This is a genomic window from Enterococcus sp. AZ149 (assembly GCF_051714285.1).
In the GTDB taxonomy this organism is placed as follows: Bacteria; Bacillota; Bacilli; order Lactobacillales; family Enterococcaceae; genus Enterococcus_D; species Enterococcus_D entomosocium.
This window is the reverse complement of the sequence record NZ_JBIORO010000001.1, coordinates 1552752-1575000: the sequence shown is the minus strand read 5'-3', so window position 1 is coordinate 1575000 and position 22249 is coordinate 1552752. Positions and strand designations below refer to the sequence as shown.

Annotated in this window: 22 protein-coding genes and 1 rRNA gene (1 of these 23 running past the window's edge); 8 read left to right on the top strand and 15 right to left on the bottom strand. The window is 41.3% G+C overall.

The window, feature by feature from the left end:
• The 6 genes from IGI94_RS07355 to IGI94_RS07330 all read right to left on the bottom strand — a co-directional run.
• Window positions 1–829 (bottom strand): 16S ribosomal RNA (locus IGI94_RS07355); it reaches 731 nt to the left of the window's first position.
• Between the two features lie 541 nt (window positions 830–1370).
• Complete coding sequence (locus tag IGI94_RS07350) at window positions 1371–1556, bottom strand: hypothetical protein (protein ID WP_005236216.1); 186 nt, start codon at window positions 1554–1556, stop codon at window positions 1371–1373.
• A 138-nt stretch (window positions 1557–1694) separates the two neighbouring features.
• On the bottom strand, window positions 1695–2216 hold the full coding sequence (locus tag IGI94_RS07345; protein ID WP_008381336.1) for a GNAT family N-acetyltransferase: 522 nt from the start codon (window positions 2214–2216) through the stop codon (window positions 1695–1697).
• A 57-nt stretch (window positions 2217–2273) separates the two neighbouring features.
• On the bottom strand, window positions 2274–3212 hold the full coding sequence (locus IGI94_RS07340; protein ID WP_005236221.1) for a dihydroorotate oxidase: 939 nt from the start codon (window positions 3210–3212) through the stop codon (window positions 2274–2276).
• A 202-nt stretch (window positions 3213–3414) separates the two neighbouring features.
• Window positions 3415–3744: a metal-sulfur cluster assembly factor gene (locus IGI94_RS07335; RefSeq protein ID WP_008381344.1), complete on the bottom strand. Its 330-nt coding sequence runs from the start codon at window positions 3742–3744 to the stop codon at window positions 3415–3417.
• A gap of 74 nt (window positions 3745–3818) precedes the next feature.
• The gene (locus IGI94_RS07330) at window positions 3819–4754 is read right to left on the bottom strand and encodes a YitT family protein (RefSeq protein WP_005236241.1); all 936 of its coding nucleotides are present in this window, start codon (window positions 4752–4754) and stop codon (window positions 3819–3821) included.
• 153 nt (window positions 4755–4907) lie between these two features.
• Here IGI94_RS07330 and IGI94_RS07325 point away from each other — a divergent pair, with 153 nt between their 5' ends.
• Entirely contained in the window at window positions 4908–5399 is a 492-nt protein-coding gene (locus tag IGI94_RS07325; RefSeq protein WP_008381345.1) for a YajQ family cyclic di-GMP-binding protein, read from the top strand.
• 91 nt (window positions 5400–5490) lie between these two features.
• Here IGI94_RS07325 and IGI94_RS07320 read toward each other — a convergent pair whose 3' ends face one another.
• The 3 genes from IGI94_RS07320 to IGI94_RS07310 form a co-directional block, all read right to left on the bottom strand.
• Window positions 5491–7980 carry an ATP-dependent DNA helicase gene (locus tag IGI94_RS07320; protein ID WP_438899601.1) on the bottom strand — a complete coding sequence of 830 codons (2490 nt, stop codon included), beginning with the start codon at window positions 7978–7980 and terminating at the stop codon, window positions 5491–5493.
• A 259-nt stretch (window positions 7981–8239) separates the two neighbouring features.
• Complete coding sequence (locus IGI94_RS07315; protein WP_005236248.1) at window positions 8240–8776, bottom strand: hypothetical protein; 537 nt, start codon at window positions 8774–8776, stop codon at window positions 8240–8242.
• Window positions 8777–9055: 279 nt separating this feature from the next.
• Window positions 9056–9469, bottom strand: coding sequence for a GNAT family N-acetyltransferase (locus IGI94_RS07310; RefSeq protein WP_254908486.1), 414 nt, complete (start codon window positions 9467–9469; stop codon window positions 9056–9058).
• 98 nt (window positions 9470–9567) lie between these two features.
• Between IGI94_RS07310 and IGI94_RS07305 the strand changes: the two genes are divergently transcribed.
• From IGI94_RS07305 to IGI94_RS07295, 3 genes are all read left to right on the top strand, one after another.
• Window positions 9568–10188: an MBL fold metallo-hydrolase gene (locus IGI94_RS07305; RefSeq protein WP_005236256.1), complete on the top strand. Its 621-nt coding sequence runs from the start codon at window positions 9568–9570 to the stop codon at window positions 10186–10188.
• Between the two features lie 34 nt (window positions 10189–10222).
• Window positions 10223–10927, top strand: coding sequence for a histidine phosphatase family protein (locus IGI94_RS07300; RefSeq protein WP_086372854.1), 705 nt, complete (start codon window positions 10223–10225; stop codon window positions 10925–10927).
• Between the two features lie 148 nt (window positions 10928–11075).
• A complete protein-coding gene (locus IGI94_RS07295) occupies window positions 11076–11909 on the top strand; it encodes an undecaprenyl-diphosphate phosphatase (protein ID WP_005236259.1) in 834 nt (277 codons plus the stop codon).
• A gap of 74 nt (window positions 11910–11983) precedes the next feature.
• On the opposite strand, the gene IGI94_RS07290 is transcribed toward IGI94_RS07295, so the two are convergent.
• A complete protein-coding gene (locus tag IGI94_RS07290; RefSeq protein WP_008381351.1) occupies window positions 11984–12607 on the bottom strand; it encodes a DUF47 domain-containing protein in 624 nt (207 codons plus the stop codon).
• Between the two features lie 12 nt (window positions 12608–12619).
• Window positions 12620–13675: an inorganic phosphate transporter gene (locus tag IGI94_RS07285; RefSeq protein WP_005236263.1), complete on the bottom strand. Its 1056-nt coding sequence runs from the start codon at window positions 13673–13675 to the stop codon at window positions 12620–12622.
• A gap of 236 nt (window positions 13676–13911) precedes the next feature.
• On the opposite strand from IGI94_RS07285, the gene rpsT reads away from it, so the two are divergent.
• Window positions 13912–14166 (top strand): 30S ribosomal protein S20, encoded by a 255-nt coding sequence (gene rpsT, locus IGI94_RS07280; RefSeq protein WP_438899600.1) that lies wholly within the window; start codon window positions 13912–13914, stop codon window positions 14164–14166.
• A 52-nt stretch (window positions 14167–14218) separates the two neighbouring features.
• Here rpsT and holA read toward each other — a convergent pair whose 3' ends face one another.
• The 4 genes from holA to IGI94_RS07260 all read right to left on the bottom strand — a co-directional run bounded on the left by holA (window position 14219) and on the right by IGI94_RS07260 (window position 18717).
• Window positions 14219–15238, bottom strand: a complete 1020-nt coding sequence (gene holA / locus IGI94_RS07275) for a DNA polymerase III subunit delta (protein WP_301389368.1) — start codon at window positions 15236–15238, stop codon at window positions 14219–14221.
• A gap of 31 nt (window positions 15239–15269) precedes the next feature.
• Window positions 15270–17513: a DNA internalization-related competence protein ComEC/Rec2 gene (locus IGI94_RS07270; RefSeq protein ID WP_086299488.1), complete on the bottom strand. Its 2244-nt coding sequence runs from the start codon at window positions 17511–17513 to the stop codon at window positions 15270–15272.
• Window positions 17485–17982, bottom strand: a complete 498-nt coding sequence (locus tag IGI94_RS07265) for a ComE operon protein 2 (protein ID WP_086299489.1) — start codon at window positions 17980–17982, stop codon at window positions 17485–17487. Before IGI94_RS07265 ends, IGI94_RS07270 begins: the two co-directional genes overlap by 29 nt.
• Before the next feature lie 93 nt (window positions 17983–18075).
• Entirely contained in the window at window positions 18076–18717 is a 642-nt protein-coding gene (locus tag IGI94_RS07260) for a helix-hairpin-helix domain-containing protein (protein ID WP_086299490.1), read from the bottom strand.
• Between the two features lie 371 nt (window positions 18718–19088).
• Here IGI94_RS07260 and IGI94_RS07255 point away from each other — a divergent pair, with 371 nt between their 5' ends.
• The 3 genes from IGI94_RS07255 (at window position 19089) to IGI94_RS07245 (ending at window position 22249) form a co-directional block, all read left to right on the top strand.
• Window positions 19089–20861: a sensor histidine kinase gene (locus IGI94_RS07255; protein ID WP_139843244.1), complete on the top strand. Its 1773-nt coding sequence runs from the start codon at window positions 19089–19091 to the stop codon at window positions 20859–20861.
• Window positions 20851–21459, top strand: coding sequence for a response regulator transcription factor (locus tag IGI94_RS07250; RefSeq protein ID WP_005236276.1), 609 nt, complete (start codon window positions 20851–20853; stop codon window positions 21457–21459). Before IGI94_RS07255 ends, IGI94_RS07250 begins: the two co-directional genes overlap by 11 nt.
• Before the next feature lie 97 nt (window positions 21460–21556).
• Window positions 21557–22249: an ABC transporter ATP-binding protein gene (locus IGI94_RS07245; RefSeq protein WP_086299492.1), complete on the top strand. Its 693-nt coding sequence runs from the start codon at window positions 21557–21559 to the stop codon at window positions 22247–22249.

Sequence of the window (22249 nt, the reverse complement as noted above, 5' to 3'; positions counted from 1 at the left end):
CGGCGTGGACTACCAGGGTATCTAATCCTGTTCGCTCCCCACGCTTTCGAGCCTCAGCGTCAGTTACAGACCAGAGAGCCGCCTTCGCCACTGGTGTTCCTCCATATATCTACGCATTTCACCGCTACACATGGAATTCCACTCTCCTCTTCTGCACTCAAGTCTCCCAGTTTCCAATGACCCTCCCCGGTTGAGCCGGGGGCTTTCACATCAGACTTAAGAAACCGCCTGCGCTCGCTTTACGCCCAATAAATCCGGACAACGCTTGCCACCTACGTATTACCGCGGCTGCTGGCACGTAGTTAGCCGTGGCTTTCTGGTTAGATACCGTCAAGGGATGAACGTTTTACTCTCATCCTTGTTCTTCTCTAACAACAGAGTTTTACGATCCGAAAACCTTCTTCACTCACGCGGCGTTGCTCGGTCAGACTTTCGTCCATTGCCGAAGATTCCCTACTGCTGCCTCCCGTAGGAGTCTGGGCCGTGTCTCAGTCCCAGTGTGGCCGATCACCCTCTCAGGTCGGCTATGCATCGTTGCCTTGGTGAGCCGTTACCTCACCAACTAGCTAATGCACCGCGGGTCCATCCATCAGTGACGCAAAAGCGCCTTTCAACTTTCTTCCATGCGGAAAATAGTGTTATACGGTATTAGCACCTGTTTCCAAGTGTTATCCCCTTCTGATGGGCAGGTTACCCACGTGTTACTCACCCGTTCGCCACTCTTTTTCTTTCGGTGGAGCAAGCTCCGGTGAAAGAAAAAGCGTTCGACTTGCATGTATTAGGCACGCCGCCAGCGTTCGTCCTGAGCCAGGATCAAACTCTCATAATGATTTGTTTGAATGACCATACGGTCATTAAGCTCATAAAAATTAACTTTGCTAGCTATTGCTTGCATGTATTTGTTTCAATAAATTGAAACGTCCTACACATTGGTTCGTTTGCTTGCTTTGTTCAGTTTTCAAAGGTCTACAGTGCTGTGTTAGCAACTTTTATATCATATCAGAGCGACAATTGATTGTCAACTCTTTTTTAAAAGTTTTCTCGCTCGTTGTTTTTCAACTTCGCAGCGGCTGTCTCAGCGACTTCATTAGAATAACAAATGATTTGTTATTTGTCAACAAGTTTTTTTAATTAATTTTGTTGATGTATCAACATCGATTAACTATTTTATTATTGCGACTTCGTTATAATATCATCTGTTTCATTTTTGGTCAAGTCTTTTTTGAAGTTTTTTCAAACGCTCTTTTGACCCGCTGGCTCAATTGCCAACGTTGAATACTTTATCATTCTAAGAATGAAAGAGCAAGCTTTTTTCTGAAATATTTTCAACTAAGTCGAGATAAACAAAAAAACTACCCAAAATAGGTAGTTTAATCAATATCGATCGTACGAAAACGGATCTGATTTTGATCGTCTCGTTTTAAGGTTGTTTCTTCTTTCAGATAAGAAAACTTCTTCTCATTGATCGCTGGATTCTCAAGCATTTCTTCATAACCCGCAAAAATATCATGGATATATTTTTTATAAGCTTTTTTCTTTTTGATTCTTTTCTTCATTTGGCACCGTCCTTTACGTGCTTATCTTAGCAAGCCGAAAGGATTCTGACAACCATTATCCGCATTTTCATACCAAAAATTCACTTTGACACAACTATTCCATTAATTCAGCCAAGTGACACTAATGGAATAGAATGCTTAGCTTGCGGTCAAACGTTTTTGAAAAGCCAATCGCTCTCCGTTCGGAAAAGGGAATGTTACCTCTCCTTTGTATTGATAGCCAGCTGCTTGAATATTCTTTTGCATACCAATATTAGCTTTATACGTATCGATACGTAAATCAACGATTCCTTGCTCTAATGCAACCACTTCAAGAGCTTGCAGCAATTTGGCGCTTAACTTTTGCCCTTTAAAATGAGAACTGACAACGACGCGATGAATGGATAGATATGGACCGTTTCCATCCCACCCTGCGCCGGTAATTGCGTTGTAGACAGGATCTTCACCAGAAACCAGTGCCGCAGACGCTGCGATTTTCCCATCTTTCACTAACACATAGCTTTCACCTTTTGCAATATCTTCTTTGATTTGAGTTTCTTTTGGGCCATAGCCATTTTGCCATTGTGGGGATCCTTGAGCTTTTAAAAAAGCAATGCCTTCTTCAAAAAGCGCCATCAACTCAACCAGATCATCCTCCGTTGTTTTACGAAACTTCTCCATTAAAAACCACCTTTCTTCTATAAAAAGAAGCGGATAGTAAAGCATTCAAAGTCGTTCTTAATCAATCGTTTTTAATTTCCCCTGGAACTCACTGATTGATTGATACCCTTTTTCTTTCATGATCGCTGCTAATTCTTTCGTCAATCGTTCAAAGATCACCGGTCCTTCTTTTTGCAGCTCTGTGCCGATCTGCAACATAGAAGCGCCACATAACAAATGTTCATACGCATCTTGACCATTACGAATCCCACCAGTCCCGATAATTTTGATTTCTGGCTTGAGACGTGTATAGAAAGCCCGCACATTGGCTAATGCCGTTGGTTTCACATATTCGCCTCCCAAACCGCCAAACCCATCTTTTGGTTTGATGACTACTGAGTCAGTAGCAGGATCGATAAATAAAGCATTCCCAATACTATTGATTGAATTGATATAAGTTAACGGATACTTGTTCAATATCTTAGCCATCTCATCAAAGTGAGCCAAATCAAAGTATGGCGGCAATTTGACACCTAAAGGTTTTGTGAAAAAACCAAAGACTGTTTCCAAAATTTGATCGGTCAAAGGAAAATCATAGGCAACTTGGGGTTTTCCTGGCACGTTTGGACAAGAAAGATTTAGCTCTGTGATTCCTTCAAAATCACTTTCTTGGATTTTCTTCAATAACTCAATGTTTTCAGCCACGCTCATACCAGCGACAGAGAAAAAGAATGGCGCTTGCTGGGTCATTTCCTGCTGTTTTTTGATAGCATAGTCTAAGTAGTAGTCCACCCCTAGATTTGGTAATCCCATCGAATTGATGCTTCCTAACGGTAAATCGGTATAACGTGGTTCTGGATTTCCCGCACGTGCTTCTAGCGTTGCACTCTTCGTGACAAATGCCCCAGCTGCTGATGCCGCTAATTCATCTAATTCCTCGATCGTCATACAATGGACTCCTGAGGCGTTCATAAACGGATTTTTGTATGTATATTTCCCAAAATTCGTAGCTAACATTGATTCATTCCTCCAATCTTTCCAACTAGTTTACCGTTTCATTTCCGAAAATGCAATGCAATCTTCGCAAACTTTCTGCAAGCACTGACTAAAAGCAAGATAGTTAAAGACAAGTATCCAACTTAAATCCAAAAAGACTCTTCTATCAACTTTATTGAGCTGATAAAAGAGTCTAAGACATTTATTTTCTACGATAAAATCCTTAACGAATCCCCAAAGCAATCCGTGCATAACGACTCATTTTATCAGTCGTCCAAGCGGGATACCAGACTAGTTTTACTTCTGGATTTTTGACTTCTGGAATATCGCTTAATGCTTCGTGTATCGATTCAGTCAATACGTCGGCTAAGGGACAGCCCATTGTTGTTAAGGTCATTTTGATTATGGTATTGCCTGTTTCTGCATCAAATTCGACTTCATAAACTAAGCCTAGATTCACTATATCAATCCCCAACTCAGGGTCAATCACGGTTTCCAAGGCAGCCAAGACACGCTCTTTGATTGCTTCTGCTTCTACTTCAGTATATGCCACGGTTGAAGACCTCCTTTAATTCTTGTTTCAAATAATACCTTCTTTTGCAAGATTTGTAAATGGACGATCCTTGATTATGGACGGCTTTTCTTGTGTATTTTCAGTTCTGGGAAGACCCCAGTCGTTTTAAAGGTCCGTTGTTCATCATCTGTCGCAAAACGACCTGTGATCGATTGGGTCGGCACAAAGTTAATAAACGCATTGCCGTCTGCTTCTAAAACGGCTTGTTCTAAATCGTAGATCTCGTAGCGGGTCACGACCATCATGATCATATTGCCCGGTACGCCTGAATAGCCTCCGACTGAGGGGAACAAAGTCATGCCGCGAAACACATGCTTAGAAATATTTTTCCCAACAGCTTCCGCATTGGTCGTAATAATCATCGCCGTTACCTTTTGATGACTTGTGTGCAGCATGTCCACCACGTAGCTCATTGCGAAAATCGAAATGATCGTGTACAAGGCACTTTCCCAAGAAAAGACGAAACCTGAGACCATGACAATGATGCCGTTTAAAATAAACATATATTTACCGACCGTTTTTCCAGTCGTTTTTGATAATATCAACGAAAGGATATCCATTCCGCCGGTGGTAAAACCCATTTTCAGTGAAAACGCAACGCCGACGCCTAACAGTACGCCACCGAGCAAAGCGTTAACCAAAATATTGTCAGTGATTGCTCCTTGTGGAAGGATTATCGTTAAGACAGAAACGACAACGACATTGATAAAGCTCAATAGTGTCGATGATTTCCCGAGTTTGATGAACCCGAGAACAAAGATAGGCAAGTTTAAGAGGAAAATAAACAGCCCTGTACTAAGGTGAACGCCAAAATGTTCCAAGGCAAGTGCCACGATCAATTGGGCGACCCCGTTCATCCCAGCAGAAAGAACGTTTGCGGGAATCAAAAAGAAATTTAAAGCAATGGCTGCGGTGATACCTGACAGCAAAATAACCCCTATTTTTTTCAATCGTTCTGATTGTTCGTGCTTCGTTAATAACTTACTCACAATGATCTAGCTCCTTCACTAAAAATCTCCTTCCAAAGAATAGCAGTTTGTGTGAAAAAATGAAACAATTATTTGCAAAAATTTACTTTTCATTCCCGCATCGTTCGCCTCCATGTTAAAATCATAGGTAAGAGATGAGAGGAGTGATTGATTTTGGCAAAAGAAGCAAGTTTTGATGTCGTATCTGAGATCAACACAGAAGAAGTAAAAAACGCCATTCAACAGGCGGAAAAAGAATTGAAAAACCGATTTGACTTTAAAGGCTCCACGGTAGAAATCAAGATGGCTGAGGGCAAATTGACGATTGTCGGGGATGACGAATTTAAGCTGGAGCAAATCAAGGATGTGCTCTTTGGGAAGCTGATCAAACGGAATGTACCAACGAAAAATATTCAATTTGGCGAAACGGAGCATGCCTTGGGGGCAAAAGCTCGTCAAACGGCAGAATTGATCAATGGGATCGATAAAGAAAACGCCAAAAAAATAACAACAGCGATCAAAAACGCCAAGCTAAAAGTTAAAACTCAAATTCAAGACAATCAAATTCGGGTAACCGGCAAAAGTCGTGACGATCTGCAAGAAGTGATCCAATTGTTGCGTAAACTGCCTCTGACGATCGATTTACAGTTTACAAATTATCGCTAATCAAAAAAACTAGAACAGAGTCTAACGTGATGGTTAGGCAAAATCGGCCTTACCCGCTGATTTTGCACAACCTCACCTGAAAGCTCTGCTTCTAGTTTTTTTCTTGCCAAAAATGAGTCAATGCCTTTGATAACTCTTGCGGCCGACGAATGTTTAAGGCATGCTGCCAGTGCAGTGGGAAAAGTTCTTGGTAACGCGGTGTCCGAAAACGTTGATCCAGCAATAACACCACGCCGCGATCGCTGACATCCCGGATCACTCGACCGGCTGCTTGCAGGACTTTATTCATCCCGGGCAGCTGATAGGCATACGCAAAACCAGCTGCTTTTTTCTCATCGTAATATTCCCGAATCAATTCTTGCTCGTGATTGATTTGCGGCAGTCCGACTCCTACCACTGCCGCACCGATCAAGCGATTGCCTTTCAAGTCGATCCCTTCAGAAAAAATTCCACCAAGGACACAAAATGCCACTAATGTTTTTGGCTGGCTCTCTTGTCCGTCTTGACTTGTTTCTAGCAAGGATGACCGTTGCCGCTCAAGAGATTGAAACTGTGCAAGAAACGCCTCGCGCTCTGCTTCGTTCATGGCTGTCCCCTGAATCAAGACCTCCACCTCTGGCGCCTGTTGGGAAAATGCTGCCGCCACATCATCCAAGTAACGATAAGAAGGGAAAAAGACCATATAGTTTCCCGCTTTCGCTGCGGTCATTTGCTGGATTGCATCAACGATTGCAGGAATGCTGGCTTCACGTTGGCGATACGTTGTTTGGATATAGTCTGCAATAAAAATCCCCTGATTTTTCGGATCAAAAGGACTTGGCAGGCGATAGCGCAAAGCTTCATTGCCGCCTCCTAATACCTCTTGATAATACGACAAAGGAGTAAAGCTCGCAGAAAACAACAGGCTGGCCTTGCCCTTATCTAACACAGATTCCAAAAACGGCGCTGGTTCGATGCAAAATTGCCGTAGTTTGATATCATAGCGGTCGATCTCCACCGTCGTTTCGTAGTGATCATCATAAAATTCACTGATCTTCAAATAATGGTTAGCTTCAAAATACACTTGCAGCAGTTCTTCTTGCAATTCATGCTCAGGATTTGCCGGCAACCATTCCTTCATCAATTCAGCTACTTTGTATAGCTGATTGACCATCGTTTCATGGGGAGCTGCTTGATGGTGGTATTCCCACTCTTCCTCTTTTGCTATTTGAGCAATAGCCGCAAATTCTTTGTCAACTTTGTTTAGGGCGCGTTTTAATTTTTGCTGGTCATTGGATAGTTTCTTCTTTAATTCCTTAAATGGCTGCCGGGTAATGGTTGCCGAATACATTTCTTTGGAACGGTTGACTAAGTTATGGGCCTCATCCACTAGAAAGAAATATTCTTCATCCGGCTCCTCAAAAAATCTTCGCAAATAAACGGTGGGATCAAACAAATAATTATAATCACCAATAATGACATCGCAAAAGACACTGACATCCAGTGAAAGCTCGAAGGGACAGACCGTATGTTTCTTTCCGTAGGTCTCGATCACTTCTCGGGTTATTTGATTCTCGTGATGCAACAGATCCCATAATGCTTCGTTGATTCGATTGTAATAGCCTTGCGCATACGCACAGTGTTCTGGCGTACAGTTTCGTTCATCTAAAAAACAGATTTTGTCTTTGGCGGTAATCGTGACACTTTTGGTTTCACTACCGTTGTCTGCTAACTTGCTCAGTGCATCTTCAGCCACTTGTCTGGTGATCGTCTTCGCCGTCAGATAAAAGACCCGATCAGCCCCTTCTTCCCCTAGCACTTTTAATGCGGGAAACAGCGTTGACATGGTTTTTCCAGTTCCAGTTGGCGCTTCCGCAAAAAGTCGCTTGCCATTTTTTAGTGTTTTATACGCCGCTGCTGCTAACTCTCGCTGCCCTTTGCGAAAGGTTTCAAAGGGAAAAGACAGCAGCTGCAAAGACGTATTGCGGACACGGCGCCAATTCTCTTGAAAAACTAACCATTTATGATATTCCTGAAGTAATTCTTCATAAAAAACAGCTAATTCTGAAAACTGAAATGTTCTTCTCGTACGGGTGGTCAGCTTTTCAGTGGTTTGATAATAAGTCAATTGTACGGCGATTCGATCGATGGGTCTCTTCGGATAATTACCTTCAGCAGTAGGTTCCGCTTCTGGTTTCTCTTGATTTTCACTGTCACTAAGCGCTGCTTGTTCATTTTCTTGTAGTAAAAACAAATAAGCATAAACCATTCCCTGGGCAAAAAACAAATCGATTTGATCTTCAGGGATATCTTCGAACGCTGGTTCTGAAGTTTTGATCTCATCGATCACCCAAGAATTAAGAGTTGCATCAAAAAAGAGACCATCGGCACGTCCTTCGACAGTGATCGAATCTTTCTCAATTTGGCTTTCTCGTTTGAAAAAGACTTCTTTTTGATACGCATCCCCAGCCTCTTTTTGTAGTTGGCGATGGATGCGGGCGCCTTCTTGCGCGGTATGATTACTGACTTTGCGGCTATCAATATCGCCTCGGCGCAAAATAAATTCTACGATTTTTCTAACCGCAACTTTTCCTTTATACACGTGTTCACCTTCTCGTTTGCCATTATAGCGGATAGATTACTTTTGGAAAAGCGAACAGAAACAGCTTTTCATCCTCTGCGGAGAGTATCCTATCCAAACAGGTTTTATCACCATGAAAAAACCACTTGCAACAAAACACCTACTCATCAGATAATTGACTTCATTTTTTCTTCCAGAAAATGGGTTTGGCGAAGGATTTACAAAAAAGCCTACTCTACTCACCTAAGCAAGTAAAGCAGGGCTATTTTTTGAAAGATATTTATTGATCGACTTGAATATCATAACTGACACCATTTTGGTCAAAAGCTTGTTGATTGTCTAGATCTAAGGTGAACTCAAAGGTCCGTCCATCTGCTTTGATCGTCAAATGCTTCCCTTCAACCGTGTATGATGCATCTTGATAGGTGATCTCATAAATTTGATAAGGGTCGTTGGACAACTGTACCTCTGAATGGGAAAAATGACGCTGAAAATCACTTTCGATTTGTCCTTCATACAAGGCAACATCACTAAAGCTGGCTGAACTATCTTCTAAATCTGCCATCGGCAAATACTGCTTAACGATCGTCAACTCATTCTCATGAAAATCATAAACCCCTTGGCTTTGCGGAAAGATGACACTCTCATCTTGGATCAGCATCAAATCAAGGTCGCCATTTTCAACCGTTTTTGAGGCGGAAGTAACAGTTTCAGAAACTTCTTTCGAATCGTTGATGGTTAGCTCCTCTTGGCCACAGCTCACTAAAGCGAGCGCGGCGAAGCATAGAGTGAAAAAAAATTGCAGGGATTTTTTCATAAAAACACCTTCTTACAAAGAGTTGAGGTATACCAATCAAAACTAACGCAAGATACAGATCACACACTTTCCTCGAAGTTGGTCACGAAGAATGTTCATGCTTTCGTCAAAAACTAGACCCGTTTCAAACGAATCAACGCTTTCTTATTTTAATTAGTATAACAGCAGTTTTTTGCTAATGCGGTTTCTTAGAAAAATTTTCGAATTCCCACAATAATTCTAAGCTTTTCTCTCATCAAACTATTGGTTATCCTTATCACCTGCCTGCAAAAGGGTTGATCACAGCATCTTCACGAAGTAAAGCCTATCCGTGCCAAGCACAGGTGTATCCGTAAGCACAGCAAACGGTTCGAAGCCGACTGCTTGGTAGAATTGCGGCGCTTGGTAGTCTTGGGTGGTAACCGTCACGGAACGACACCCCGCTTTTTTACCGTGATCAAAAAGTGCTTTTATCAATTGTTTCCCGATCCCCTGATTCTGATGGCTTGGATCAACTGCTAACAATTGAATATGGATCGTATTGCCTGTCCGTTTTCCAATCACCCCACCAAGTTGATCCTGATTGTCAAAAAAAGCAAATGAAAGCTGCTCTTGATCGGAAAAGGCACTCACTGCCTCTTTTTTTTTCGTTGAATGATTTAGCCATTGACAGACTGCCTGACGATTGTCTTCTGCGTTTATCGTTTTTATCATTAATTTTTCACTCCTAAAAACCTTTCTTTGTTTCCTCTTATACTTTAAGCTATACTTATAGTCAGACACAAGTATTTGTGATCCTAGGAGGTTTTAGCATGAAAATCATTGGTTTAGTGACAGGACCCGTTCAAGAAAATTGTTACCTAATTTGGAAAGAAGATGTTTTGTTGATTATTGATCCTGGAGCAGAAGCAGCGAGATTGATCGCTGAGATCGAAAAAACAGGCGCAAAACCAGCAGCGATTTTATTGACCCACACTCATTATGACCATATCGGCGCAGTTGACCATTTGCGGGATTATTATCAGATCCCCGTTTACGTGAGTCCGCTTGAGCAAGGATGGCTAAGTGATCCTATGAAAAACCTTTCTGGCCGTCATCCTGAATTAGGAACCATCACCGCACGTCCAGCTGAATTCGAGCTAGAGTTGAAAGAGTACGAGATAGCTGGCATGTCCTTTAAGGTTGTTGCAACCCCGGGTCATTCCATTGGCAGCGTCAGTTTTATTTTTGACAATTTTGTCGTTTCCGGAGACGCCTTATTTAAAGGTAGCATTGGTCGGACAGACCTGCCAACCGGAAATTTGGAACAATTGCTGACCAGCATCCAAACGCAACTCTTTGTTTTACCGAATCAAATGGCGGTCTATCCTGGCCACGGAGAACCAACAACGATCGAAATTGAGAAACGGACCAATCCGTTTTTTAACGCATAAACGTATGACGAATCAAAAGGAGGAATAACTAGTTATGGCAAAGACGGAATTGTATGTCGTGCGTCACGGAAAAACAATGTTTAACACATTGCAGCGGGTGCAAGGCTGGTGTGACACACCATTGACTCGAACCGGTGAACAAGGCATCCACTATTTAGGCCTTGGGTTACGCGATGTGGATTTTGTAGAAGCAGTATCCAGTGACAGCGGTCGAGCGATTGAAACCATGCGTCTGATACTGGGTGAACATGTCAGAGGACCGGAGATCCCTTATCACATCGACAAACGGATTCGTGAATGGTGCTTTGGCTCCCTTGAAGGGGCATATGATGCAGAAATGTGGGGCGTTCTGCCGCGGATTCTTGATTTTCCTGATTATGATGAGATGATTGCTAATCATGTCACGTTTGAGGCGATCGCCAATGCGGTCTACCACGCCGATACAGCCAATTGGGCGGAAACCTTTGATGTTTTGACCGAACGTGTCAAAACAGGGTTTGAAGATATCGCCTATCGCGTTGAGAAAAAAGGCGGCGGCAATGCGTTAGTTGTGTCTCACGGCTTAACGATCGCTTTTCTTTTGCATCTGATCAATGATGAGAACAATGTTCGTATGGATATTGAAAATGGTTCGGTCACTCGACTGATCTACGAAGACGGCAGCTTTACCATCGCCGAAGTTGGTAACACAGAATACATCAAAAAAGGCTTAGCGCTCTCTCAAGAGCTTTTGTCCTAAGAGAAACCTCTGACGGCTAATCAATTTCTTCAAGAAAGGAGCAGTTTTTGTTTTAAAAACTGCCCTCTTTTTTTAGGAAAAAGATTGGTATTCGAATCAGGAAACGGTATACTAAGAGTTGTATTTTGTCATAGAAAGGACTGGACCAATGTTTTTTACAAATTTTATAAAAGCGATTTTATTTGGGATCATTGAAGGGATCACGGAATGGCTGCCAATTAGCAGCACTGGTCACTTGATTCTTGCCGACGAATTTATCGGTTTGAATGTTACCCCCGAATTTATGACGATGTTCAATGTTGTCATTCAATTGGGCGCGATACTAGCGGTCGTCTACTTATATTTCCATAAACTGAACCCTTTTTCCCCACAAAAAAATGAAATAGAGAAAAAAGATACGTGGACGTTATGGTTTAAAGTTATTGTTGCGGTCTTGCCATCGGTTATTATCGGATTGCCGTTAGATGATTGGTTAGATGCGCACTTCTACAACTTTTTCTCCGTTTCGATCGTCTTGATCGTTTATGGGATCGGCTTTATCGTAGTTGAAAAACGAAACAAGAATAAAGCACCGAAATGTACCGATTTGAACAAATTCACCTACAAAGCGGCCTTGATTGTCGGCATGTTCCAGGTATTGGCATTGATCCCAGGAACTTCTCGTTCTGGTGCTACTATCTTAGGTGCTATCATGATCGGCGCTTCTCGTTATGTTGCTGCTGAATTTTCATTTTTCTTAGGTATTCCCACCATGTTTGGTGCCAGTGCCTTGAAAATCTTCAAGTTTTTGAAAGATGGCAATGCCTTTGATTTCCAAGGAACCGTCATCTTATTAACAGGAACCATCGTCTCATTCATCGTTTCGATCATCGCGATCCGTTTCTTGATGAACTACATCAAGCGTAACGATTTTACCGTATTTGGATGGTATCGTATCGTTTTAGGAATCATTTTGATCGGCTATTGGCTGATCCAATTATAAGCAAAAAGAGCAACTCTTGTGGCACTTACCTGCCCAAGAGTTGCTCTTTTTTTGTTTGAAAGGTCTCTAGTTCCTCACGTGTTTTTGATTACCATACCGTCAATAATATCCACCGCACTTTCGGTGTCGTTGATAATTGATTCAAAACGATCATAAACATCTTTCCATTTAATGATTTCAAGAACGTCCGTTTCGTCTGTGAATAACGCTTTTTTCATTTTTGAATACAAACGGTCTGCTTCTGATTCAATCGTATTCACATCATTAATCATTTGACGCAATGTTTTTGAATTTTTGAACTTAGGAAATTCTTTTAAGGCCGTTTCAACGCCTTGTGTCGCTTGAACGATCATTCCAGCAAATAAGTTGGTTTCAGGGCGGATCTTCGTAATGACCAAATTCTCAAATAAATAAGTCAGTCCCATAATGCCATCCAAAATATCATCTAGACGCTCTGAAATGACTAGGATGTCCTCGCGATCGATAGGGGTGATAAATGAATCATATAACTCATTGGTTAGCTCAGCGATCACTTTATCCCCTTCTTTTTCCAAAGCATGAATCTCAGCTGCTGCTTCGGTCAATGCTCGTTCAGAATAATCGTTGATCAAAAGCGAAAAACGTTTGGCAGCTAAATGGCCGTTCGTCGCCAACTGCTCCATTGCTGCAAAATAATCGAATCCTTTTTTTCGTGCCATTACTTTCTCTCCTCACAAAATTAGCAATAAAAATTTGACCATTAGAAACGCAATCAATCCACAGCCAGGAAAGGTTAAAATCCAAGCATAGATCATTTCTTTTACAATGCGCCAATCAACGCTAGAAAAACGCCGAGACGCTCCAACGCCCATGATAGCGGTCGTTTTCGTGTGCGTTGTTGAAACCGGGATACCAAATACGGAAGACAAGAACAAACAGATTGCTGCAGTAACATCTGCAGAAAAGCCTTGGTATTTTTCCAGTTTTACCATATCCATCCCCACTGATTTAATGATCTTCATCCCACCGACCGATGTACCGATCCCCATGGTCAAGGAACAAAGAACCATCACCCACAGTGGGATGGCAAAGCCATTGCCGGTCTTTTCAGCAAGATTGTTGTAAAAAAGGCCTAACATGAACACACCCATGAATTTTTGTCCATCTTGGGCACCATGCAAGAAGGCATTGGCACCAGCCGCGATGGCTTGACCAACCGTAAAAATTTTGTTGGCTTTTCGCCGTTGGGTATCGCGAAAGAGCCATACGATCAGTTTCGTGATCAAAAATCCACCAATAAACCCCATTAACGTAGACACAACGAGACCGATTAAGACTTTCATCCATTCTTCACCGTTGACTGCATGTAAACCACCCAGAGCCATGGCAGCCCCTGTCAATCCCGCAATCAATGCGTGAGATTCACTGGTTGGGATCCCAAAATACCAAGCTGCGACCGTCCAAACAACAATTGAAAACAAGGCAGCGGCTAATGCGATCTGTGAGACCCGAAAACTCCCGCCTGAGTCAAAAGTCACAATATTACTGATGGTTTCTGCAACTTGCGCATTAAAATACGTCATCACCAGCACACCTAAGAAATTCATGACGACTGCCATGCCAATGGCGATATTCGGGCGTAAGACTCTCGTGGAGACAGCGGTTGCAATAGCATTCGGTGCATCCGTCCACCCGTTGACGAAAATCACCCCTAATGACAAGACAATCGTTAGAAACAAAGCGATATTCACATAGATTCCCCCATTTAAAAATTCCGAAGTAATCATAGCATAGAAAGCTCTTTCTGTGTAAACTTTTTATAACTATTCAGTAAAAAATGTGTAAAGAAGCATTTTTCAAAACCATAAAGCAAAAAATAGCACGGCCAAAAAACAAATTTTTGTGTTAAGTAAAATTTCTTTACAACTTTTATTGCAATCACTCTTGGCATTAGGTATAATGACTAGTGTTGATTTATACGTTTTCTAAACGTAATTGAACTTTTTTTTCGGAGGTGAAATACATGCCAAACATTGAATCTGCAATCAAACGTGTTCGCAAAAGCGAAGCGGCTAATGCTAAGAATTCATCTCAAGTAAGCACAATGCGTACAGCAATCAAAAAATTTGATCAAGCTGTTGAAGCTGGTGCTGATAACGTAGATGCGTTATATAAAGATGCTGTTAAAGCAATCGATATGGCTGAGACTAAAGGATTGATCCACAAGAACAAAGCTAGTCGCGACAAATCTCGTTTAAGTAAAAAAATTGCAAAATAAGCAAATTAAGAAAGGCGCAGCAATCATCGATTGCTGCGCCTTTCTTTTTGACTTACTGTTTGCCATGTTTTAAAACAAATAGCTGGAACAAATACTCTTTGTCCATCTGGCCACTTTTTACTAAGTAATCATTTTCGATCAATTCGTTATAGAGTGCCGCTAATTGCTTTTCTCCAAAGCCTCGCGCTTGCTGCATCGCTAACTTCACTCGGTACGGATGAATCCCCAACGTTTCTGCGATATTGGCTTGCTGGTAGCCAATTTTCATCAAAATCGCTGCCTGTAACAGTAGACGGACTTGGCTGATCAAAATAGCATTGATCTTGATCGTCTCTTCCCCTTGCAATAATAGATCGTCATACAAGCGCAACGCATCCGATACGTTCCCCTTTAAGACATCACTGGTTAATTCAAAGACATTATGTTCCAACGTCTTAGGGATCAACTGCAAGACGATCTCTTTCGTGATTTTATTGCCGTTTCCTGCATACAATCGTAGTTTCTGTAACTCCTGCATCGCTTTTGATAGTTGCAGATCCGTTAACCGTAAAAACAAATCAAACGCCTCTCGGCTCATCTCGATGCCATCATTGGCCAACGACTGTTGGAGATACTGACGCACGTCGGCTTCTTTCATAGGTGCGACATCAATCACAACTGCGGCTTTCTTCAGCTGCTTAGTAATTTTTTTCCGTTCATCTAATTTATCGACATCTGCAAAAATCACCATTACCGATGATTCCAATGGGTCTTTGATGTAATTCAAAAAATCATCTAGGTCATGCTCAGGTGCATTGCTCTTTTTTTCAGCCGTTAAGAAAAATGGCCGCTCAACGAAAAGTAATCGCTGATCGCCAAAAAAAGGCAACGATTGAGCTTCTTGGATCACCATATCAAGGGGATCTTTCTCCATGTCAAAGGAAGCAAAATTCAGATCATCTTTCCCAACGGAAAAACGCTCCAAAAAGGCCGTGCGAACTTGCTCTTGTAAAAACATTTCACTGCCGATGACTAGATAAATCGATTGCAACTCCTTGGTTCGAATTGCTTGCAACGCTTTTTGTAATTCCATCGTTCCCCCCGCTTTCATTCTTATCCTACCATTAGTCAATCGGATAGTCTAGCAGCGTTTTTATCAAAAATGATTGTTGTTTTTCAGACCAAATAAATTGGATCATGCCTTGCTGATCGGTTCGCAAAACGGTCTGATTTACCAACGTTTCAAGCACCTCTTCATGAGGATGCCCGTACCGATTGTTCCGTCCACTTGAAACGATCCCGAATTGGGGATCGATTGCCGCAACAAACTCAGGTGCCGTCGAGGTTCGACTGCCATGATGCCCTAGTTTCAATACATCAACTTTAAGATTCGGATAATCATGAATCAACTTTTTTTCCCCTGCTTGTTCGAGATCGCCAGTAAATAAAAATGTTTTATCCCCTACCTTGGTTTTAATCACCAGCGAATCTTCGTTTTGCCCTGCACCTGATTCTGGTGCCAATACTTGCAACTGAAGGAAATCACCCACTACTTGGCCAACCGTCGTCCAAACAACGCTTGTCTGCTTAGGCAGTTCGTTTAAAAGCTTGGCGATGCGGTGATCTTGTTCACTTCCTGGTACGAGATATAACGTTTCAACGGGGATCGCCTTCATCAAGGCTAGTGCGTCCCCCATATGGTCCGTGTCCCCATGAGTTAGAAACAAACCAGTAATCTTACTGACTCCCTCCCCTTTCAGAAAAGGAATCAATGTAGATTCCGCGGCAGCTTGTCGTTTGCGCTCTTGCCAGTTTTCTTTCGGAAAAGACAGTGAACCTCCAGTATCGATCACATAAACTTCGCGATTTTTTTCTGCCTGCAAAACGATACTATCGCCTTGACCAACATCGACATAACTAATGGTGGATAAAACGCGATTCTGCTGAAAGACGATTGGTACAACAAGCGAAAAACAGATCACCAGCAGCCACCTTTTCTTTTGGTAAAAGAGCATGCTGAACAAACAACAACTGCCAGCCAATCCTGCAGGAACGGCACCCACTGTTATCGATACGCCTCCTACAGCGCCCACGACAACTTCCATAAGCAGCAAAAGCCCTTCAAAAAGTGCAATCAGCCCACTGATGGTTGGAAAAAGAGTCCCAGTAACGAACATTAAGAAACAGGCTGGCAGCAAAACCATTTGAAAAAATGGTAAAAAGACAAACGTCAAAAAGCCCCCAAATAATGGGAATTCATAAAAGAGCGAGGCAATGACAGGCGCAGCCAGCACCGTGAGGAACTGACAGCGCCAAAACCACGTCAATCCGATTGGTCGCTGCATTACTATCAAGAAGGTCATCAAAAGACTTAGTTGCCCCGATGTTTGAAGCAATACTTTGGGATCAACGAATAAAAGAGCCGTTAAGACGATCCCATAATGATCACTTGCCGATAGCCGTTGTTGATAAAGAGTGGTCACTTGAGTAACCGACAATGCCAAGACAGCACGCCAGACACTAATGCCGCCGCCACAAATCCCAATTACGACCAAGAAAAAGACCCCCATTGGCAACAGCATTTCTTTTTGCGTAAACCCCAATCGGCAGAAGCATCCGCGAAACCATTTGAAAAATAAGACAACATGCATTCCTGAGATCGTAAAAAAATGCAATAAGCCACTCGCACGATACATTTGACGTACTTCTTGAAAGCCATGGTCTTTAAAACCAAAGAGCAACGCATTGATATAGGCAGCTGAGCGTTCAGGAAAGATTCGTTGAACAGAAGAAATAACATCTGCTCGAACTTTTGCAAGTGAAAAGCCTGCATCTGCTTCTTCCATCCCTACCATTTGCTCGATATGGACTGTGCCAATAATTGATCGACTAGCTAGATAAGCAGAATAGTCAAATCCATGGCGGTTTCGTGGTTTTTCAGGAAGAGAAAAAAATCCTTTCACCAGCAGCTTTCTCCCCCAATCGGATCGATTCTGCCATTGCTGTTTTTCAGTCTCTGAAGAAATTGTGTAACGGCCAATCACTTTACCTGCAGAGGATTTTGCTTCAAATGTAAGTAGATCGCCATTGATTTTGATCGTGTCTGGCAGCACATTGACTACCCCTTGATACTCACCTTCTTGTATGTTCCCAGTCCGAGAAAGAGAAACGCGGACACTTAACAGCAACAGTCCGACAAAACAAATCATGCACAAAAATGCTTGTCGTTTTAAGACAAGCATCCCGAAATAATAAAGTGCAATGAGTCCCAGTAAGATGGACTGCCGATAGTAAGCAGTCACCGAACAAGCAAAAATAATACTAAGAAATAAAAATGAATCAGTTCTCTTTTGTTGGTTGTGCATCATTCAGCACACCAAATGAAAGTTTTTCAAAATACACCGGATCGAGTTCAACTTGGTGGACGGAAGCACCTACTTGTTGAATCAATTCCATTGCATACTGATTGTTGCGATAGTCATTCAAATAATGGATCTTTTTGACCCCTGCTTGCAAAATTGCTTTCGTACAGGGAAGACAGGGAAAATGCGTCACATAGATTTCCGCATTGTCTGTTGATACCCCTAATTTTGCACATTGCAATAAGGCATTCATTTCTGCATGAATCGTCCGAATACAATGGTCATCGACAACATAACAGCCATCGTCAATGCAGTGTACATCGCCACTGACGGACCCGTTGTAGCCTCCAGCGATGATTCGGCGATCTTTGACTAATGTAGCGCCGACTTCAAGTCGGGAACACGTACTGCGTAAAGACAGTAATACAGCTTGTGCCATAAAATACTGGTCCCATGGGATTCTCGTATTGCTCATTCGTTTGCTCCTTTGTCATTGATTAGTTCTATTCTAATCGAATTTCTTGAATTTTCAACCGTCATTTCTTAGTATTTCTTACATTTATTTGGTTCAGTCCGCCACTGTAATCATCTCTTTCAAGGACTCAAAGGTCTTCTCTCCGATGCCTGTGATCTTTTTTAGGTCATCAATCTGTTTAAAAAAGCCATATTCTTCTCGGTAAGCGATGATTGCTTCTGCTTTTTTGGCACCCACACCCGGCAGTTCTTGCAGTTGCTGCGCATTGGCTTGATTCAGATTGATTTGTGTCACTGCTGTTTGGCTGCCACCTACTCCTGAACCATTCATCTCCATAAACGCTTGATCCTCTTTATGTGGGACGATCACCATCTGTTGATCTTGCAGCACTTGTGCTAAGTTTATGGCTGTTTCTAACGCCTCTTCTGTCAGACCACCTGCTTGTTCGATCAATTCATACATCCGCGCACCTGATTTCAAGCGATAAATTCCCGGTTGGTGCACTTCCCCTTTGACATCTATAACGATCTCATACTCTTCATCGTGAAGACTATCTTCTTGAAGGGCTCCACCTTCCCCCATTTCAGACGATTGACCTGCTGCATCTGCCATTGAATGCCAGTTTGTTTCTTTTTTTTGCGAGAACGGTACAAACCAGATGATCAGCAATACCATCAAAACAGCACCACCAACTGCAAATCGCCAATAGTCTTTGAACAGCTTCCATCGATCCATTTTCACCACCTCATAGATGAAATACGCAGATAATTCAGTATTATTTGGAAAACGGAAAAATAAAGACGATCTTTTTGCAGCAAAAAAATGACGGAACCAATCATAGTGCTATTTTCATAGAATGCAAATTCTTAGACAAAATGACAATGTATTGCAGAATTAGGTTGCTGTTAAGGCAAATCTTCAAAAAGCGCTTGAATCAGATTGAAACTATTGATACACTATTTGATAAAAAATCACAGGGAAATGTTGGATGTCTAAAGTAACCCAGCGTCTCAAAGTCCATGGATAAGAATGCTGCCAATGATAATCACCCTTGTGATAAATTGAACATTTCATTTGAAATTTTTCACAAAAAAAAGGAGGCCGACTTGATTAAATCGTATAGATGGCAAATGATGCATATCTTACTGGGGAGTTTCTACCTAATCTTGATGATTTATTTCACTCACACTATTTATCAAACTACATATTTAGGCATTCGGGCTTACCAAATAAATGACGAATGGTTTATAAAACGTATTTATGATGGTGGTCTGGGAGCGGATACTTCGCTGCAAATCAATGATCAGCTAGTAGAGCTCGATGGAAATTTGCCAAAAGAGAATAAACAATTGACAAATTGGCTAGTTGTCGAGCAAATCAATTCACTCACGATCCAAAGAGAGCAGCAACGAATCACTTATCGCTTTGATTCGCCCAAAACATTTCTGCCGATATTTTTTACACTTTTAGCTTTTAGTGGATCGTTAGTTTTATTCTTGCTCTTTTTTTATCGAAAACAGCTTCTTTCAAAAAGATCACGGCTTTTTTATTTATGGCTCTTTGTATTTGCGTTTATTTTTTTAGCGGCGTTTCCTTCAAGTATTGGGAATACGTTAGGTAGAGTGATTTTGATTATCTCCTTATCCACTTTTCCATTTTTCTTGAATTCATTTTTGAAGATCAACAGCTCATATAAAATAAGCAATATAGGAATCTTTCCAGCACTGCTCCTCCTATTAAATCTAGCAGCAACCTGTTATGCCGCTTTTTTTCAGATTGGCTATGTACTCGCTGAATATTTAGCAGTCGGTTTTGTTTACAGCTTGATGCTACTGACGCTTGGCGAATATTGCTTCTCTTTTTTTAATAAAAGTCACAAAAAACATAGAACAGCTACCAAAGTCAACCTTCCAGTAATTCTATTTGTAAGTATTGCCCCTTTTCTTTTTTTATATGCATTCCCTATTGGATGGAGTGCACCTTACTATATGCTGGTATTTTTTATCTTTCTGCCTTTTATAGGAATTTTCCATCGCTTAGCAATTGATCGCGTCTTGAAATTTCGGTACCGTATCACAACCAGATCGATCTATCTGATACTCTCACTATTTTTAACGGTAATCGTCATTTTTATCAGCCAACTTAACGCTTACGTTCCTAATCTACTAATTATTCTTTATCTCTTCCTTTTAATATATACTCTTTTGCCACTTCTACAAGAATTATTCTATTTAGCAAGTCGCCATAATGAACCAATGAATTCACTAGATGTATTTTTAGCAGTTGAAAAAGAACGAGAGACAATTTCAAGCTATATTCACGATGGGATCATTCAAGAGATCATCCACTTGTTACGTCAAATTGAAAATGATAGACAAACAGTGCCAAAAGAAAAAATCATCCAGCAGCTTGATGAATTGATTTATGATTTAAGAGAACTTTGCTCAGATATATATCCTCTGCTTCTGCAAGAAATAGGATTAGAAAAAACATTGGCTTCTCTTTTCGTTCAAATACAGCAAAACCACCCTGTGCTCATACATTTTGCCTATGACCGAACCATCCATTCAGATTCACCTGAAATCAACAACTTCATCTTGCGCTCAGTCAAAGAATTGCTCAATAACAGTATTTTGCATGGACATGCAACAGAACTGATAATCACAAATGCAGTTGAGGATGATACAGTAGTATTCGAAATTAGTGATAACGGAACTTTTGGACAAGACTCTCTTAGTAAAGGTCCTCATTTCGGATTAAATGTAATTAAAGAAAAGCTTTCGTTATTGTCGGGTAGATTTGTCATTCACTACTCACCTACAACCATTCAGCTTAGAATTCCAAAAAATATTTTCGAAGGAGCAAACTATGCCGATTAAACTTGCATTGTTAGACGACCACGAACTCGTCCTTGAAGGAATCAAAAATACGCTGCAAAAAGAGCCCTCATTTTCGATTATAGGCGCATTTACAAAACCAACAGATTTTTTTCAAGCTATGGCAAACCAGTCAATTGATATTGTCCTCCTCGATATGATGCTGAAGGGCACGCATGCCTTTGAGCTGATTCCTCGTATTCACACCTTAACTGATGATACTTTGCCAAAAATAATTATGCTGTCGGGTTTTTATGAACCACTTCTTCATAAGCGTGCCTTTGAACTTGGTATATGGGCTTTTTTGAGAAAAGAAGCTTCGTATGATGAATTGATCACAACGATAAAAACGGTCTACCATGGCAATAAAGTTTCCCCTGAACACCTTTTTCTTGAAAAAGACATGCGTCTCTTAAGTGAGATAGAACGGCAAGTATTAGAATTGATTTCGCAGGAACAAACCAATGAAAAAATCGCAAAAAAACTATTTATCAGTCGCAGAACCGTCGAAAACCACGTTTCATCTATCTGCAATAAGTTGAACGTACAAACAAGGATCGGTGCTGTTCGAGAAGGAATCAAACTGAATTTAATCAAATGATGAACTCCGCAAAAAAACATTCGGATAATACGGATGTTTTTTTGTTTTTGCTTTATTAAGATAACAGTACATACAAGAAAACTTTAGGAGGATCAAAATGATCGAATTGAAACATATCAATAAATTTTATGGTGAAAATAATCGTAAAATCATTGCATTAAATGATGTGAGCCTCACGATCAATAAGGGTGAATTCACCATCATTTTAGGACCATCAGGCTCAGGAAAAAGCACTCTTTTAAACCTATTAGGCGGTATGGATCGTCCAAGCCAAGGAGAGTTTCGCATGGGAGAAAAAGAAATCTCTCATCTTTCTGATGAACAGCTTTCAGATTATCGGCGCGACGTCGTCGGTTTTGTCTTCCAGTTCTACAACTTGATTCCTAGCTTAACCGCTTTAGAAAATGTCGGCATTGCACAACAACTGAGTACAAATAATGAACCAGCCTCTCACTACCTTGAATCTGTAGGGTTATCCCATAGAAAAAATAATTTCCCTAACCAATTATCTGGCGGAGAAATGCAGCGAGTATCGATTGCACGTGCTTTGGCAAAAGCCCCAAAACTCTTACTTTGCGACGAACCAACTGGCGCTTTAGATTCACATACAGGGAAAAAAATATTATTTTTATTAAAAAAAGCTGCGGTGAATGTGGATACTGCTGTGGTGATGGTCACACATAATGCAGAGTTCGCTCAATATGCGGATAAAATTATTCATTTACATGACGGAAAAATCAAGTCGATTGAACAAAATAAGCCTCTGAAGGCAAAAACAAAGGAGTCTTGA